The organism is Serratia sp. CY38905 (assembly GCF_052168875.1).
In the GTDB taxonomy this organism is placed as follows: Bacteria; Pseudomonadota; Gammaproteobacteria; order Enterobacterales; family Enterobacteriaceae; genus Serratia; species Serratia sarumanii.
In genome coordinates this window covers 178,910-194,127 of the sequence record NZ_JBJNLV010000010.1, presented here as the reverse complement: position 1 = coordinate 194,127, position 15,218 = coordinate 178,910, and the positions used below count along the sequence as shown (strand labels likewise).

Annotated in this window: 11 protein-coding genes; 9 read left to right on the top strand and 2 right to left on the bottom strand. The window is 61.4% G+C overall.

The features are described 5' to 3' along the window. Positions 1 to 9 precede the first annotated feature (9 nt). From ACJ8MK_RS19755 to ACJ8MK_RS19745, 3 genes are all read left to right on the top strand, one after another. On the top strand, positions 10 to 2,886 hold the full coding sequence (locus ACJ8MK_RS19755) for a valine--tRNA ligase (protein WP_442517997.1): 2,877 nt from the start codon (positions 10 to 12) through the stop codon (positions 2,884 to 2,886). 200 nt (positions 2,887 to 3,086) lie between these two features. Next, the gene (locus ACJ8MK_RS19750; RefSeq protein WP_033636872.1) at positions 3,087 to 3,590 is read left to right on the top strand and encodes a GNAT family N-acetyltransferase; all 504 of its coding nucleotides are present in this window, start codon (positions 3,087 to 3,089) and stop codon (positions 3,588 to 3,590) included. A 226-nt stretch (positions 3,591 to 3,816) separates the two neighbouring features. Beyond that, a complete protein-coding gene (locus ACJ8MK_RS19745; protein ID WP_442517996.1) occupies positions 3,817 to 5,424 on the top strand; it encodes a GMC family oxidoreductase in 1,608 nt (535 codons plus the stop codon). Between the two features lie 15 nt (positions 5,425 to 5,439). Here the strand turns inward: ACJ8MK_RS19745 and miaE are convergent, their stop codons facing one another. Both miaE and rraB read right to left on the bottom strand, forming a co-directional pair. Then, complete coding sequence (gene miaE, locus ACJ8MK_RS19740; RefSeq protein WP_015376459.1) at positions 5,440 to 6,204, bottom strand: tRNA isopentenyl-2-thiomethyl-A-37 hydroxylase MiaE; 765 nt, start codon at positions 6,202 to 6,204, stop codon at positions 5,440 to 5,442. 180 nt (positions 6,205 to 6,384) lie between these two features. Beyond that, complete coding sequence (gene rraB / locus ACJ8MK_RS19735; protein WP_004933365.1) at positions 6,385 to 6,810, bottom strand: ribonuclease E inhibitor RraB; 426 nt, start codon at positions 6,808 to 6,810, stop codon at positions 6,385 to 6,387. A 162-nt stretch (positions 6,811 to 6,972) separates the two neighbouring features. Here rraB and argF point away from each other — a divergent pair, with 162 nt between their 5' ends. The 6 genes from argF (at position 6,973) to ACJ8MK_RS19705 (ending at position 15,202) form a co-directional block, all read left to right on the top strand. Next, positions 6,973 to 7,992 (top strand): ornithine carbamoyltransferase, encoded by a 1,020-nt coding sequence (argF, locus tag ACJ8MK_RS19730; RefSeq protein ID WP_033648630.1) that lies wholly within the window; start codon positions 6,973 to 6,975, stop codon positions 7,990 to 7,992. A gap of 195 nt (positions 7,993 to 8,187) precedes the next feature. Next, positions 8,188 to 9,756 (top strand): ABC transporter substrate-binding protein, encoded by a 1,569-nt coding sequence (locus ACJ8MK_RS19725; protein WP_442517995.1) that lies wholly within the window; start codon positions 8,188 to 8,190, stop codon positions 9,754 to 9,756. Between the two features lie 298 nt (positions 9,757 to 10,054). Then, positions 10,055 to 10,990, top strand: a complete 936-nt coding sequence (gene pyrB, locus ACJ8MK_RS19720; protein WP_033636864.1) for an aspartate carbamoyltransferase — start codon at positions 10,055 to 10,057, stop codon at positions 10,988 to 10,990. A gap of 12 nt (positions 10,991 to 11,002) precedes the next feature. Continuing rightward, positions 11,003 to 11,467: an aspartate carbamoyltransferase regulatory subunit gene (gene pyrI / locus ACJ8MK_RS19715; protein ID WP_033636863.1), complete on the top strand. Its 465-nt coding sequence runs from the start codon at positions 11,003 to 11,005 to the stop codon at positions 11,465 to 11,467. Between the two features lie 157 nt (positions 11,468 to 11,624). Beyond that, on the top strand, positions 11,625 to 12,011 hold the full coding sequence (gene ridA, locus ACJ8MK_RS19710) for a 2-iminobutanoate/2-iminopropanoate deaminase (protein ID WP_004933379.1): 387 nt from the start codon (positions 11,625 to 11,627) through the stop codon (positions 12,009 to 12,011). A 203-nt stretch (positions 12,012 to 12,214) separates the two neighbouring features. Continuing rightward, the gene (locus ACJ8MK_RS19705; protein ID WP_346402556.1) at positions 12,215 to 15,202 is read left to right on the top strand and encodes a non-ribosomal peptide synthetase; all 2,988 of its coding nucleotides are present in this window, start codon (positions 12,215 to 12,217) and stop codon (positions 15,200 to 15,202) included. Positions 15,203 to 15,218: the final 16 nt, after the last annotated feature.

The window sequence follows — 15,218 nt, the reverse complement described above, 5'->3', positions numbered from 1 at the left end:
CGATAAAGAATGGAAAAGACAAACAGTCAGCTCGACACCGCATACGACCCAAAGCAGATCGAACAGAAGCTGTACGATCACTGGGAGAATCAGGGTTACTTTAAGCCGAACGGCGACACCAGCCAGGAAAGCTTCTGCATCATGATCCCGCCGCCGAACGTCACCGGCAGCCTGCACATGGGCCACGCGTTCCAGCAGACCATCATGGACACCATGATTCGCTATCAGCGCATGCAGGGTAAAAACACCCTGTGGCAGGCGGGCACCGACCACGCCGGCATCGCCACCCAGATGGTGGTGGAGCGCAAGATCGCCGCGGAAGAAGGCAAAACCCGCCACGACTACGGCCGTGACGCGTTTATCGACAAGATCTGGCAGTGGAAGGCGGAGTCCGGCGGCACCATCACCCGCCAGATGCGCCGTCTGGGTAACTCCGTGGACTGGGAGCGCGAGCGCTTCACCATGGACGAAGGCCTGTCGAACGCGGTGCGCGAAGTGTTTGTCCGTCTGCACAAAGAAGACCTGATCTACCGCGGCAAGCGCCTGGTGAACTGGGATCCGAAGCTGCGCACCGCCATCTCCGATCTGGAAGTGGAAAACCGCGAATCCAAAGGTTCCATGTGGCACCTGCGCTACCCGCTGGCCGACGGAGCGAAAACCGCCGAGGGCAAAGACTACCTGGTGGTCGCCACCACCCGTCCGGAAACCGTGCTGGGCGATACCGGCGTGGCGGTCAACCCGGAAGATCCGCGCTATAAGGACCTGATCGGCAAAGAGATCATTCTGCCGCTGGTCGGCCGCCGCATCCGCATCGTCGGTGACGAACACGCCGATATGGAAAAAGGCACCGGCTGCGTGAAGATCACCCCGGCGCACGATTTCAACGACTACGAAGTCGGCAAACGCCACGGCCTGCCGATGATCAACATTCTGACCTTCGACGGCGACATCCGCCAGGAAGCGGAAGTGTTCAACACCCTGGGCGAAGTCTGCACCGACTACTGCAACGAGATCCCGGCTGAGTTCCGCGGCCTGGAGCGCTTCGCGGCGCGTAAAGCGGTGGTTGCCGCCTTCGATCAGTTAGGCCTGCTGGACGAGATCAAACCGCACGACCTGACGGTGCCTTACGGCGACCGCGGCGGCGTGGTGATCGAGCCGATGCTGACCGACCAATGGTACGTGCGCACCGCGCCGCTGGCCAAAGTGGCGGTGGAAGCGGTCGAACAGGGCGAAATCCAGTTCGTGCCGAAGCAGTACGAAAACATGTACTTCAGCTGGATGCGCGACATTCAGGACTGGTGCATCTCGCGTCAGCTGTGGTGGGGCCACCGTATCCCGGCCTGGTACGACGTGAACGGCAAAGTCTACGTGGGCCGCAGCGAAGAAGAAGTGCGCAGCGAGAACAACCTGGGTGCCGACGTGGTGCTGACCCAGGACGAAGACGTGCTGGACACCTGGTTCTCGTCCGGCCTGTGGACCTTCTCTACCCTGGGCTGGCCGGAGCAGACCGAGGCGCTGAAAACCTTCCACCCGACCAGCGTGATGGTCAGCGGCTTCGACATCATCTTCTTCTGGATCGCGCGCATGATCATGCTGACCATGCACTTCATCAAGGATGAAAACGGCAAGCCGCAGGTGCCGTTCAAGACCGTCTACATGACCGGCCTGATCCGCGACGACGAAGGCCAGAAGATGTCCAAGTCGAAAGGCAACGTGATCGATCCGCTGGACATGGTCGACGGCATCTCGCTGGAAGATCTGCTGGAAAAACGCACCGGCAACATGATGCAGCCGCAGCTGGCGGAGAAAATCCGCAAGCGCACCGAGAAGCAGTTCCCGAACGGCATCGAGCCGCACGGCACCGACGCCCTGCGCTTCACCCTGGCGGCGCTGGCCTCGACCGGCCGCGACATCAACTGGGACATGAAGCGCCTGGAAGGCTACCGCAACTTCTGTAACAAGCTGTGGAACGCCAGCCGCTTCGTGCTGATGAACACCGAAGCGCACGACTGCGGCTTCAACGGCGGCGAGAAAGTGCTATCGCTGGCGGATCGCTGGATCCTGGCCGAATTCAACCGCACGGTGAAAGCCTACCGCGAAGCGCTGGATACCTACCGCTTCGATCTGGCGGCCAACATCCTGTACGAATTCACCTGGAACCAGTTCTGCGACTGGTATCTGGAGCTGACCAAGCCGGTGGTGAGCAACGGCAGCGAAGCGGAACAGCGCGGCACCCGCCACACGCTGATCACCGTGCTGGAAGCGCTGCTGCGCCTGGCGCACCCGATCATTCCGTTCATCACCGAAACCATCTGGCAGCGCGTGAAGCCGCTGACCGGCACGACCGCAGACACCATCATGCTGCAGCCGTTCCCGGCCTACGACGCCGCGCTGGAAGACGAGCAGGCGCTGAACGATCTGGAGTGGATCAAGCAAACCATCATCGCCGTGCGCAACATCCGCGCCGAGATGAACATCGCGCCAAGCAAAGCGCTCGACGTGCTGCTGCGCAACTGCAGCGCCGACGCCCAGCGCCGCGTGCAGGAGAACCAAAGCTTTATCGCCCGTCTGGCGCGCCTGGAATCCATCGCGCTGCTGCCGGCCGGTGAGAAAGGCCCGGTCTCCGTCACGAAACTGGTGGACGGCGCCGAGCTGCTGATCCCGATGGCCGGTTTCATCGACAAAGACGCCGAGATCGCGCGTCTGGCGAAAGAGATGGGCAAACTGGATGCGGAAATCGCCACGATCGAAGGCAAGCTGGCGAACGAAGGCTTCGTGGCGCGCGCGCCGGAAGCGGTGGTCGCCAAAGAACGCGATCGTCTGGCGGCCTGCAAAGAAGGCAAAGTGAAGCTGCAGGAACAGCAGGCGACCATCGCCGCGCTGTAATCCACCGGCTCACGCCAACGCCTGAAAAACAGCGGGGTCTTCCCCGCTGTTTTTTTATCGCCGTTGCATCCGGGCCGGGTTAGGTGTTATTACAAGATATTACTGCTGCAGGGACGCCGCCGGGAAATAATCCCCGGCGCGTTTCGTGCTGCGATAAAAACGAAAAACGAACGTGGTCTCTTTCAATGGCGAGTGTAAACATGACAACAGCAACCCCGGCGCGCCTGCTGGTGCGCCCCATCACGGCGGAAGACAATGCCGCCATTGCTCACGTCATTCGCGAAGTCTCCGCCGAGCACGGCCTGACGGCGGATAAAGGCTATACCGTCTCCGATCCCAATCTGGACGCCCTGTATCAGCTCTACAGCCTGCCGCGCAGCGCTTACTGGGTGATCGAGGTAGACGGCCAGGTCGCCGGCGGCGGCGGCATCGCGCCGCTGCAGGGCGGCGCAGACGATATATGCGAATTGCAGAAGATGTATTTCCTGCCGGTGTTGCGCGGCAAGGGATTGGCGAAACGCCTGGCGCTGCAGGCGCTGGATTTCGCCCGCCGGCACGGCTTCCGCTGTTGTTACCTCGAGACCACCGCCAGTCTGACGCAGGCCGTTGCGCTGTACGAACATCTGGGCTTCGAACACATCGACCACGCGATGGGCGCTACCGGCCACGTCGATTGCGAAGTCACCATGCTGAAAACGCTGTAATCGCCCCCGCCTTCTCATCAGGGCGCAGCTTGCTGCGCCTTTTTTATTAATATCGCAATCAATCAGTAAAACTCGCTATAACGCCGTATTTCAAGCAGATAAACTGACGTTAAAAACCACGATGTAAATTTAATGTGAAGTTCGTTAATAAATTAACGATCGCAAATTGACCGCTTTTTCCCCCGCGTTACTCTGCCAGTATCCCAATCGCGCACGGAGAGCTGTCATGTCGGAAAATACCTTTGATTACATCATCGTCGGCGCCGGTTCCGCCGGCTGCGTGCTGGCGGCGCAGCTGATCCGCCGCACCCAGGCGCGGGTGCTGTTGCTGGAAGCCGGCGGCGACGACAATAACCTGTTCATCAAGATGCCGGCCGGCGTGGCCAAGATCATCGCCAAAAAGAGCTGGCCCTACGAGACGGAGCCGGAACCGCACGCCAACAACCGCCGCATGCAGATCGCGCAGGGCAAGGTGCTGGGCGGCAGCAGTTCGGTCAACGGCATGATCTACCTGCGCGGCCAGCCGCAGGACTACGACGACTGGGCCGAGCGCTATGGCTGCGCCGGCTGGAGCTACCGGGAGGTGCTGCCCTATTTCAAACGCGCCGAGGCCAACGAAAGCCTGTCGGACGACTACCACGGCGCCGACGGGCTGCTGCCGGTCAGCGAAAACCGCTACCGCCACCCGCTCAGCATGGCGTTTATCCGCGCCGGCCAGGAGCTGAACCTGCCCTACCGCAACGACTTCAACAGCGACAGCCAGCACGGCGTCGGTTTCTACCAAACCACCACCCACAACGGCGAACGCGCCAGCACCGCCCGCACCTACCTGAAGGCGGTGCGCGACGAACGGCGGCTGGTGGTGAAACTGAACGCGCTGGCGCACCGGCTGACCTTCGAGGGCAACGTCGCCACCGGCGTGGTCTACAGCCAGAACGGCGGCGCGGAAGTGACCGCGCGCGCCACCAAAGAGGTGATTGTCAGCGCCGGCGCGGTCGGTTCGCCGAAGCTGCTGATGCTGTCCGGCATCGGCCCGCGCGACCACCTGCAGCAGCTGGGCATCGAGGTGCGGGCGGATCTGCCGGTGGGCAAAAACTTCCACGACCATCTGCACATGTCGATCAACGTCAGCACCCGCGAGTCCATCAGCCTGTTCGGCGCCGATCGCGGCCTGCAGGCGCTGAGCCACGGCGCGCAGTGGCTGGCGTTTCGCAGCGGCGTGCTCTCGTCCAACGTGCTGGAAGGCGCCGCCTTCACCGACAGCCAGGGCGACGGCCGGCCGGACGTGCAGATCCACTTCCTGCCGCTGCTGGACAGCTGGGACGACGTGCCCGGCGAGCCGCTGCCGAACATTCACGGCTTCACGCTCAAGGTCGGCTACCTGCAGCCGAAGGCGCGCGGCGAAGTGCTGCTGCGCAGCAGCAACCCGCACGATCCGGTCAAGCTGCACGCCAACTACCTCGGCCACCCGGACGATCTGGCCGGCAGCGTGCGCGCGGTGAAGTTCGGCCTGGGCTTCCTGCAAACCGCGGCGCTGAAGCCGCTGATCAAGGATCTGCTGATGCCGCAGCCGGAGTGGACGCGCGACGAAGCGCAGCTGGAAGAGTTCGTGCGCAACTTCTGCAAGACGGTGTATCACCCGGTGGGCAGCTGCCGCATGGGGCCGTCGCCGCAGGACGCGGTGACCGATCCGCAGCTGCGGGTGCACGGATTTGAGCAGTTGCGGGTGATCGACTGCTCGGTGATGCCGCAGCTCACCAGCGGCAACACCAATGCGCCGACCATCATGCTGGCGGAAAAGGCGGTGGATCTGTTGCTGGGCGCGCCGCAGTAAGGGCGCGCCTCAACGTCAGGCGGCGGCGGGCACGCCGCTGTGGAAACGCAGCTCGCTGTCCGGCGACAGGATCAGTTCAGCTTCGAGACGGCCGAAATGCGCCACCCGTTCGCTGATGTCGCCGCCGGCGATCTGTTCCGCCAGCGTCAGGTAGTCCTGATAATGGCGCGCTTCGGAGCGCAGCAGCGAGACGTAAAAGCGGTTCAGCTCGTCGTCCAGGTGCGGCGCCAGTTTGGCGAAGCGTTCGCAGGATCGCGCTTCGATGTAAGCGCCGCAGATCAGTTTGTCGATCAGCGTCGCCGGATCGTGAGTGCGGATCTCGCGGATCATCCCCTTGGCGTAGCGGCTGGCGGTGATCTTGCGATACGGGATCCCGCGCGCCTGCATGATCTCCAGCACCTGCGAGAAGTGATGCAGCTCTTCCTTGATCAACAGCACCATGCGATCCGCCAGATCCTGGCCGTAGGCCGAGCCGTTTTTCGGCAGGATCTTGCGGGTGAACTGGCCCTGACGAAACAGCGTGTCCGGCGCGCCCTGCGCTTCGTGCAGAAACGCCTCGTAAGGGCGCAGCAGCGCCAACAGCGCGTCGCCGCTCTCTTTGTCCGCCACGTAGCGGCGGATCAGCCACATGCCGGTCTGCGCGGCTTTCAGCTCGCACACCAGGTGGTCGGTCAGCAACAGCTGCAGGTTTTCCGGACGGCGCGCGGCGTCGATCCAGGCGTCAGGAGTTTCACAGTGCAGGAAGCTTAAAATCGGGGCTAACAGGGATTGGTATGTCATCGGCTTAATTGCCCTATGTATTTCAAGTTGCAGCTAGGCGGCCAGCTCACTCATCCCCAGGAGCTTACTTAGGTAAGTGACTGGGGTGAGAGAGTGCAGCCAACAACGCTGCAGCTTGAAAGACGACGGGGATATCAGGGGCCGGCGAGAACCGGCCCACAGGTATTGATTGGAGAGGGATTAGTGGCGTTTACCGTCGTCGTCTTCGTCGATGTAGTCGCCGTCTTCGTCATCCTCACCGTCTTCACCGTTCGGATCTTCGAAGTAGGTGCCCCAGCCGTCGTAATTGACGCCGCAGCGTTCCGCCAGCGCCACCAGCTGTTCTACCTGAGCGTCGATCAGCTCTGCGTTCAGGCCGACTTCGCTGATCACGTCGCAGCACATCACCAGCGAGCCGTCTTCCACTTCCAGCTCTTCGGCGTCGGTCACTTCGTAGCCCAGCTTGAAGGCTTCAACGGCGGCCTGCTCCAGAACCTCAAATTTCTCGGCGGACAGATGGTGCTCGATGGTGTAGAGCGCGTCCGGATCGCTGCCGTCTTCCAGCAGTTCTTCGATGATCAGGCGGGTCTCTTCACGTTGTTCTTCCAGCAATTCGCGGTTTGCCATGCCTATATCCTCAAGTCAAATGGCCTTCATTCCTTCTATTTTCACACACCGCCGACATTGCTTCCACGATAAACGTGAAAGATTTCCTCGCTGGGGTTGAAATTGAATATTCATACATATAAAGTGAATTTTAATTCAATTAAGCAATCAGGGAATCGGACTATGAGCACCGGCAATGCGTTCTACCAACGTCACTTTCTGAGGTTAATGGATTTCACCCCCGCCGAGCTGCAGGCGCTGCTGAAACTGGCGGCCGATCTGAAGCAGGCCAAGAAGCAGGGGCAGGAACAGCGCCGGCTGCAGGGCAAAAACATTGCGCTCATCTTCGAAAAAGACTCGACCCGCACGCGATGCTCTTTCGAAGTTGCCGCATTCGATCAGGGCGCGCAGGTCACTTACCTCGGCCCGAGCGGCAGCCAGATAGGCCATAAGGAGTCGATGAAAGACACCGCCCGGGTGCTGGGCCGCCTGTACGACGGTATTCAGTATCGCGGCTACGGCCAGGCGCTGGTGGAAACCCTGGCGCAGCACGCCGGCGTGCCAGTGTGGAACGGCCTGACCGACGAGTTCCACCCCACCCAGCTGCTGGCGGACCTGCTCACCGTGCAGGAACACCTGCCGGGCAAGGCGCTGAGTGAAGTGAAGCTGGCGTACGTCGGCGACGCGCGCAACAACATGGGCAACACGCTGCTGGAAGCCGCCGCGCTGGCGGGCATGGATCTGCGGCTGGTGGCGCCGAAGGCCTGCTGGCCGCAGGCGGAGCTGGTGGCCGAGTGCCAGGCGCTGGCGCAACAAACCGGCGCGAAACTCACCCTGACCGAAGACATCGCCGAAGGGGTGCAAGACGCCGACTTCCTCTACACCGACGTGTGGGTGTCGATGGGCGAACCGAAAGAAACCTGGCGGGAGCGTATCGCGCTGCTGCGGCCGTATCAGGTCAACATGGCGATGCTGAAGCTGACCGGCAACCCGAACGTGAAGTTCCTGCACTGCCTGCCGGCGTTCCACGACGATCAAACCACGCTCGGCAAGCAGATGGCGCAGCAGTACGATCTGCACGGCGGCATGGAAGTGACCGACGAAGTGTTCGAGTCGGCGCACAGCGTGGTGTTCGATCAGGCGGAAAACCGGCTGCACACCATCAAGGCGGTGCTGGTCGCCACCCTGAGCGAAACCCTCTGACCGCCCTCCCCTCCGCCCTGGCGCCCCCGGCCAGGGCGGCTAATATATTCCAGGAATATCAAATAGCGGATTGACCTTTGCCCGCCGCCGGCAAAGGCTCTACCGTGACAGGCCGACGGCGCCCGCGCCGTAAAAACCAACGATAACAAACCGTTCTCAGCGCCGCCTGGCGGCGCCTTCAGGGGATACACACCGATGAAAGCCAAACTCTTGCCGCTGTTCCTGCTCGCCGCCCTGCCCGCCGCCGCGTTAGCCGCCACGCCGCCGAATACGCTGGTGGTGGTGCAATCGCTGGATGACATCGTCAGCCTCGATCCGGCGGAAGCCAACGAACTCTCCAGCATCCAGACGGTGCCCAGCCTGTATCAGCGGCTGGTGCAGGCGGATCGCGACGATCCGGCCAAGGTGGCGCCGGTGCTGGCGGAAAGCTGGCAGAGCGATGCGGCGGCCAAAACGCTGACGGTGAAACTGCGGCCGCAGGCGGCGTTCGCCTCCGGCAACCCGCTGACCGCCGACGACGTGATCTTTTCCTACAGCCGCGCGATCAAAATGAACAAGTCGCCGGCGTTCATCCTCAACGTGCTCGGCTGGCAGCCGGACAACATCGACGCGCAACTGAAGAAGATCGACGAACATACCGTGCAGCTGCGCTGGACGGCGGACGTCAGCCCGGCGGTGGCGCTGAATATCCTCTCGACGCCGATCGCCTCGATCGTCGACAGCAAGGCGGCGCTGGCCAACGTCAAAGACGGCGACTTCGGCAACGCCTGGCTGAAAATGCACTCCGCCGGCAGCGGCCCGTTCAAGATGCGCGTCTATCAGCCGCATCAGGCGATCGTGCTGGACGCCAACCCCACCACGCCGGGCGACAAGCCGCAGCTGAAAAACATCATCATTAAAAACGTGCCGGATCCGGCCACCCGCCGCCTGCTGATCCAGCAGGGCGACGCCGATATCGCTCGCGAACTGGGCGCCGATCAGACCGACACGCTGAAAAACCAGCCGGGCGTCAAGGTGTTGGAGATCCCCTCCGCCGAACAAAACTACCTGGTGTTCAACACCGGCAACGGCGCCAATCCGCTGCTGAACAACCCGGCCTTCTGGGAAGCGGCGCGCTATCTGGTGGATTATCAGGGCATCACGAAGGATCTGCTGAAGGGCCAATACTTCGTGCACCAGAGCTTCCTGCCGGTCGGGCTGCCGGGCGCGCTGGAGACCAACCCGTTCAGCTACGATCCGGCCAAGGCGAAAGCCATCCTGGCCAAGGCGGGCATCACCCACGCCACCTTTACGCTGGACGTGGAGAACAAGCCGCCGTTCATCACCATCGCGCAGGCGCTGCAGGGCAGCTTCGCCGCCGCCGGCGTGAAAGTAGAGCTGCTGCCGGCGGCGGGCAGCCAGGTTTACTCCCGCGTGCGCGCCAGGCAGCATCAGGCGGCGATCCGCCTGTGGATCCCGGATTACTTCGACGCCCACTCCAACGCCAGCGCCTTCGCCTACAACGACGGCAAAAGCAGCACGGTGGCCGGGCTGAACGGCTGGCAGATCCCGCAGTTGAACCAGCAGACGCTGGCGGCGCTGGCCGAAGCCAATCCGGCCAAGCGCCGCGCGCTGTATACCGCCATGCAGCAGGAACTGCAGCGCAGTTCGCCGTACGTGTTTATCGATCAGGCCAAAACCGAAGTGGTGCTGCGCGACAACGTCAAAGGCTACCAGCAGGGGCTGAACGCCGACATGGTCTACTACGATCGCGTCAGCAAATAGCCGGCGGGCGCCCATCGCCGGCCAATCGATTGCGGGGCGGCAAAAAACGGCGTTTTAACGCTTGCAGTGGCGAAAAGCGCGAGTATAATGCGCCACAATTTGCCAGGAGAAAGCATGAAAAACGACGTTTGTTTTGTTAGCCGCAATCGACAAAACCGACTGCCTATCGGCGGCCAGCTGCCGTTGTTTCTCCTGTTGCTAAACCGATCGTTTCAAGCCCCTCATTGAGGGGCTTTTTTTTGCCTTGAGAATATCGAAAAGTCCCGCGCCACGGGCACGCGTCGAGGAGGAGTGAAAAATGGCCAACCCGCTGTATCACAAACACATCATCTCTATTAACGATCTCAGCCGTGAGGATCTGGAGCTGGTGCTGCGCACCGCCGCCGGTCTGAAAGCCAACCCGCAGCCGGAACTGTTGAAACACAAGGTGATCGCCAGCTGCTTCTTCGAAGCCTCGACCCGTACTCGCCTGTCGTTCGAAACCTCGATGCACCGCCTCGGCGCCTCGGTAGTCGGTTTCGCCGACGGCAGCAACACCTCGCTCGGCAAGAAAGGCGAAACCCTGGCCGACACCATCTCGGTGATCAGCACCTACGTGGACGCTATCGTGATGCGTCACCCGCAGGAAGGCGCGGCGCGCATGGCCGCTGAATTCTCCGGCAACGTGCCGGTGCTCAACGCCGGCGACGGCGCCAACCAGCACCCGACCCAGACCCTGCTGGATCTGTTCACCATCCAGGAAACCCAGGGCCGCCTGAGCAACCTCAGCATCGCCATGGTCGGCGACCTGAAGTACGGCCGCACCGTGCATTCGCTCACCCAGGCGCTGGCCAAGTTCGAAGGCAACCGTTTCTACTTCATCGCCCCGGACGCGCTGGCGATGCCGGCCTATATCCTGAAAATGCTGGAAGAGAAAGGCATCGAGTACAGCCTGCACAGCAGCATTGAAGAAGTGGTGCCGGAGCTGGATATTCTCTACATGACCCGGGTCCAGAAAGAGCGCCTCGATCCTTCCGAGTACGCCAACGTGAAAGCGCAGTTCGTGCTGCGCGCCGCGGATCTGGCCGGCGCGCGCGCCAACCTCAAGGTGCTGCACCCGCTGCCGCGCATCGACGAGATCGCCACCGACGTGGATAAAACGCCGCATGCCTACTACTTCCAACAGGCGGGCAACGGCATCTTCGCCCGCCAGGCGCTGCTGGCGCTGGTGCTCAACGCAGATTTGGCTCTTTAAGGGGGAACCGCCATGACTCACGACAACAAACTGCAGGTCGAAGCGATCAAATGCGGCACGGTGATCGACCACATTCCGGCGCAGATCGGTTTCAAACTGCTGACGCTGTTCAAACTGACCGCCACCGACCAGCGCATCACCATTGGCCTGAACTTGCCCTCCAACGCGCTGGGCCGCAAGGATCTGATCAAGATCGAGAACACCTTCCTAACCGAGCAGCAGGCCAACCAGCTGGCGATGTACGCGCCGAAGGCCACGGTAAACCGCATCGATAACTACGAAGTGGTGCGCAAGCTGACCCTCAGCCTGCCTGACCACATCGACGGGGTGCTGACCTGCCCGAACAGCAACTGCATCAGCCGCAGCGAGCCGGTGGCGTCGAGCTTCAGCGTGAAGCCGCGCGACGGCGAAGTGCACCTGAAGTGCCGCTATTGCGAGAAAGAGTTCGAGCATCAGGTGGTGTTGCAGGCCGACTGAATTCTGCCCTTTTAGCGGGAGCGGCGCTGTTAATCTGCGCGTCACTCCCTATAATGGGTGCCTGAAAATAACTCTACCCACGTTGCTACCCACCGAATTTCAAGCTGCGGCCGACCGCGCGGCGGCGTGAAAGACAACGGGTCTATCAGGAGAAAACATGTCACGTAATATCAGCACTGAACTCGCCCCGGCAGCCATTGGTCCTTACGTGCAGGGCGTTGATCTGGGCAGCATGATCATCACTTCCGGCCAGATCCCGGTCGATCCGAAAACCGGCGCCGTCGCCGACGACGTGGCCGCTCAGGCGCGCCAGTCGCTGGAAAACGTCAAAGCGATCGTCGAAGCCGCCGGCCTGATCGTTGCCGACATCGTGAAAACCACCGTGTTCGTGAAAGATCTGAACGACTTCGCCACCGTTAACGCCGCGTACGAAGCCTTCTTCACCGAGCACAGCGCGCCGTTCCCGGCCCGCTCCTGCGTGGAAGTGGCGCGTCTGCCGAAAGACGTGAAGATCGAAATCGAAGCCATCGCCGTGCGTCGTTAATCGACACGCACGCGAATGACGGTCAGCTTCGGCTGGCCGTTTTTATTGTAAGAATTTTATTAATCCAATTAATTTATAGCGATAGCGTAATACCGCTCACATTTACAATCCCACAATAAAAACACGCCTATAATTATTTCTCACCCGGCCGGGTCATTGCTGTTTCATTTCGTTCACTCCGTGAATAATGACAGGAGATAACCATGGCACCTAGCGTATTGGATTATTTTATCCAACAAGCTTCCCGTTATCCGGAAAAAACCGCCGTCGTCGGCGATAATAAACATCTGACCTACCGTCAATTGGATGAAGCCAGCAGCGCACTGTGCACCCGCCTGAAACAGGAAGGGGTTCGGCCCGGCGATGCCGTGCCGCTGGTCGCGCAGCGCACGGTGGAATTGCCGATCGGCATGATGGCGATCGCCAAGGCCGGAGCCTGCTATATTCCCATTGACGCCCGCTATCCCGAACGGCGCATTCGCAATATTATCGAACAAAGTGGCTCGCCGATAATCCTCTTCAGCAACCATGATGCTCGTGTAAATATCGACAACCTCCCGCGCAAAGTCCTTTCCATTGATAATACTTCCCTGCCTAAAGTTTCCATAACTGTATTTTCCCCTCCGCCCTCCGATGCGCTTGCCTATATTATTTTCACCTCCGGCACCACCGGCGCGCCCAAAGGCGTCATGATCGAACACCGTTCGCTGTTAAACCTGCTCCTCTGGCATAACCAACGTTTCGCGATGGATAAACACAGCCGTTCCACGCTGATTGCCGGCGTCGGTTTTGACGTGGCGCAATGGGAAATCTGGGCACCGCTGATCTGCGGCGGCACCCTGTATCTGCCGCACGAGGAGACCCGCCTGCAGCCGGACGCATTGCTGGCCTTCTTCGCCCGGCATCGCCTCACCCACGCCTTTGTCCCTACGGTATTGGTGCCGGAGGTCATCGGCGCGCCGCAGCCCGCCGGGCTGGCGCTGAAATACCTGTTCACCGCCGGTGAAAAGCTGAATCCGCTCGAGCTGCGCGGCATCGACTATGCAGTGGTGGATTACTACGGCCCGACGGAGGCCACCATCTTCGCCACCTGCAACCGCGTGCGCTGCGCGACGCAAAACCCGCCGTCCACGATTGGCCGGCCCATCGCCGATACGCAGGTATTCATCCTCGACGAGCGCCTGCGGCCGGTAACCGACGGCGAATCTGGCGAGCTCTGCATCAGCGGCCTCTGCCTGGCGCGCGGCTACCTGAACGCCCCGCAGCTGACCGCCGAGCGTTTTGTCACTTCGCCGCACGTCGGCGGCCAGCGCTTGTACCGCAGCGGCGATCGGGCGCGCCGCTTGCCTGACGGCCGCATTCAGTACCTGGGGCGCCTCGACGCCCAGGTCAAAATCCGCGGCAATCGCGTGGAACTCGGTGAAATCGGCAGCCTGATGACGCAGGTCTCCGGCGTAAAAACCGCCATCGCCCTCGTCAATCAAACGGACAATCCGAGCGACAAGCGGATCCTGGCGTTTTTGACCGGTGAAGATCCCGGCGGCGATCTCATTGCACGGGTTAAACGGCAGCTTCAGGATCAGCTGCCCGCCTACTCTCTGCCCGCCGAGTACCGGCATCTGGATCGGTTGCCGATCAACGCCAACGGTAAAATCGACCAGGCGGCGCTGTTGGCCCTGGCGCCCGAGGCTCAGCCGGCCCCTGCTGAACCGCTCGACGGCCACCAGCGGATCGTCGCCGATCTGTGGCGCAGGCTGCTGAAAATCGATCATATCCGCGCCGACGATGATTTCTTCGCGCTGGGCGGGCATTCGCTGCTGGCGGCAAACCTGGCAAACCAACTGGGTAAAGCGTTCGCGGTCAAAACCTATGTGCGTGATATCTATGCATACCCGAACCTGAAGACGCTGGCGCAGGCGATGGCGCAACGCCAGGGACAAGAACAAACGTCTGAACCTCAAGACGGCGAGCCGGCACGCGCCTTGCTGGATGACGTGTATTTGCCGTCGGATCTCGTCATCGATCCGACGTTCGATGCGCGGCAAATCAGCGCGCCGCGCGCCATTTTGCTGACCGGCGCCACCGGCTTCGTCGGCGCGCACCTGTTGGCCGATCTGCTGCGCACCACCGACGCCGAGCTGTACTGTCTGGTGCGCGACGGCGCCAAACTGCCGCCGAGACAGCGGCTGGAGGCGGTGCTGCAGCGCTACCGGATCGCGTTGAGCGCCGGGCAGCGCGCACGCCTCCATATCCTGCCCGGCGACGTGGCGGAACACCATTTCTCGCTGGCCCCGGCGGCTTACCGGGTGTTAAGTCAGGATATCGATCTGATTTACCATTCGGCCAGCGCGGTGAATTTTATCCAGCCTTACGCCTACATGAAGCGCGACAACGTACAGGGCCTGCGGGAAATCATTCGTTTCGCGGCGCATAGCCGCACCAAGCCGCTGATGCTGCTGTCGACCATCTCCGTTTACAGCTGGGGGCATCTGCACACCGGTAAGCGGGTGATGCGGGAAAGCGACGATATCGATCAAAACCTGCCGGCGGTCAGCCGCGATATCGGCTACGTGCGCAGCAAATGGGTGATGGAGAAGATCGCCGATCTGGCGGCGAAGCAAGGCCTGCCGCTGATGACCTTCCGCCTGGGCTACGCCACCTGCCATAGCCGCACCGGCGTCAACGCCGATTACCAATGGTGGGCGCGGCTGGTGAGAACCTGCATCAACAGCGGCACGGTGCCGGATTTACGGGATCTGCGCGAAGGGTTGACCACGGTGGATTACATGACCCGGGCCATCGCCCACGTCTCTCGCAACCCGCAGGCGCTGGGGCAGAAATTCAACCTGATCCATCAAGGTGACAATAATCTGACGCTGCGTGAGTTTTTCAGCCTGCTGGAGCGCGAGTTCGGTTATCACTTTCATCCTCTGCCCTTCGCACAGTGGCGGGCCCAATGGGAAAACGACAGCGACGCGCCGCTGTATCCGTTGCTCAGCCTGTTCAAGGATCCTATGGTGGACGAGCTATCGACGGTGGAGCTCTATCAAGACACCTATCGGTGGGACTGCAGCAACCTGCAACGCTTCCTGCAGGGCAGCGGCATCGATGAGCCGCGCTTCACCCGCCAGCTGCTGCTGAATTACCTGCAGCACGCCATCGGGTATGCGCCGCTGTCGCTTCGGGCGTAACGAGACCGGGGCTCAG

Bases quoted from the DNA above. Each gene is read 5' to 3' on its own strand.
- pyrI (WP_033636863.1), top strand. From the start codon at position 11,003: ATGACTCACGACAACAAACTGCAGGTCGAAGCGATCAAATGCGGCACG.
- ACJ8MK_RS19745 (WP_442517996.1), top strand. From the start codon at position 3,817: ATGTCGGAAAATACCTTTGATTACATCATCGTCGGCGCCGGTTCCGCC.
- argF (WP_033648630.1), top strand. From the start codon at position 6,973: ATGAGCACCGGCAATGCGTTCTACCAACGTCACTTTCTGAGGTTAATG.
- ACJ8MK_RS19705 (WP_346402556.1), top strand. From the start codon at position 12,215: ATGGCACCTAGCGTATTGGATTATTTTATCCAACAAGCTTCCCGTTAT.
- ACJ8MK_RS19725 (WP_442517995.1), top strand. From the start codon at position 8,188: ATGAAAGCCAAACTCTTGCCGCTGTTCCTGCTCGCCGCCCTGCCCGCC.
- rraB (WP_004933365.1), bottom strand. From the start codon at position 6,810: ATGGCAAACCGCGAATTGCTGGAAGAACAACGTGAAGAGACCCGCCTG.
- ridA (WP_004933379.1), top strand. From the start codon at position 11,625: ATGTCACGTAATATCAGCACTGAACTCGCCCCGGCAGCCATTGGTCCT.
- ACJ8MK_RS19750 (WP_033636872.1), top strand. From the start codon at position 3,087: ATGACAACAGCAACCCCGGCGCGCCTGCTGGTGCGCCCCATCACGGCG.
- pyrB (WP_033636864.1), top strand. From the start codon at position 10,055: ATGGCCAACCCGCTGTATCACAAACACATCATCTCTATTAACGATCTC.
- ACJ8MK_RS19755 (WP_442517997.1), top strand. From the start codon at position 10: ATGGAAAAGACAAACAGTCAGCTCGACACCGCATACGACCCAAAGCAG.
- miaE (WP_015376459.1), bottom strand. From the start codon at position 6,204: ATGACATACCAATCCCTGTTAGCCCCGATTTTAAGCTTCCTGCACTGT.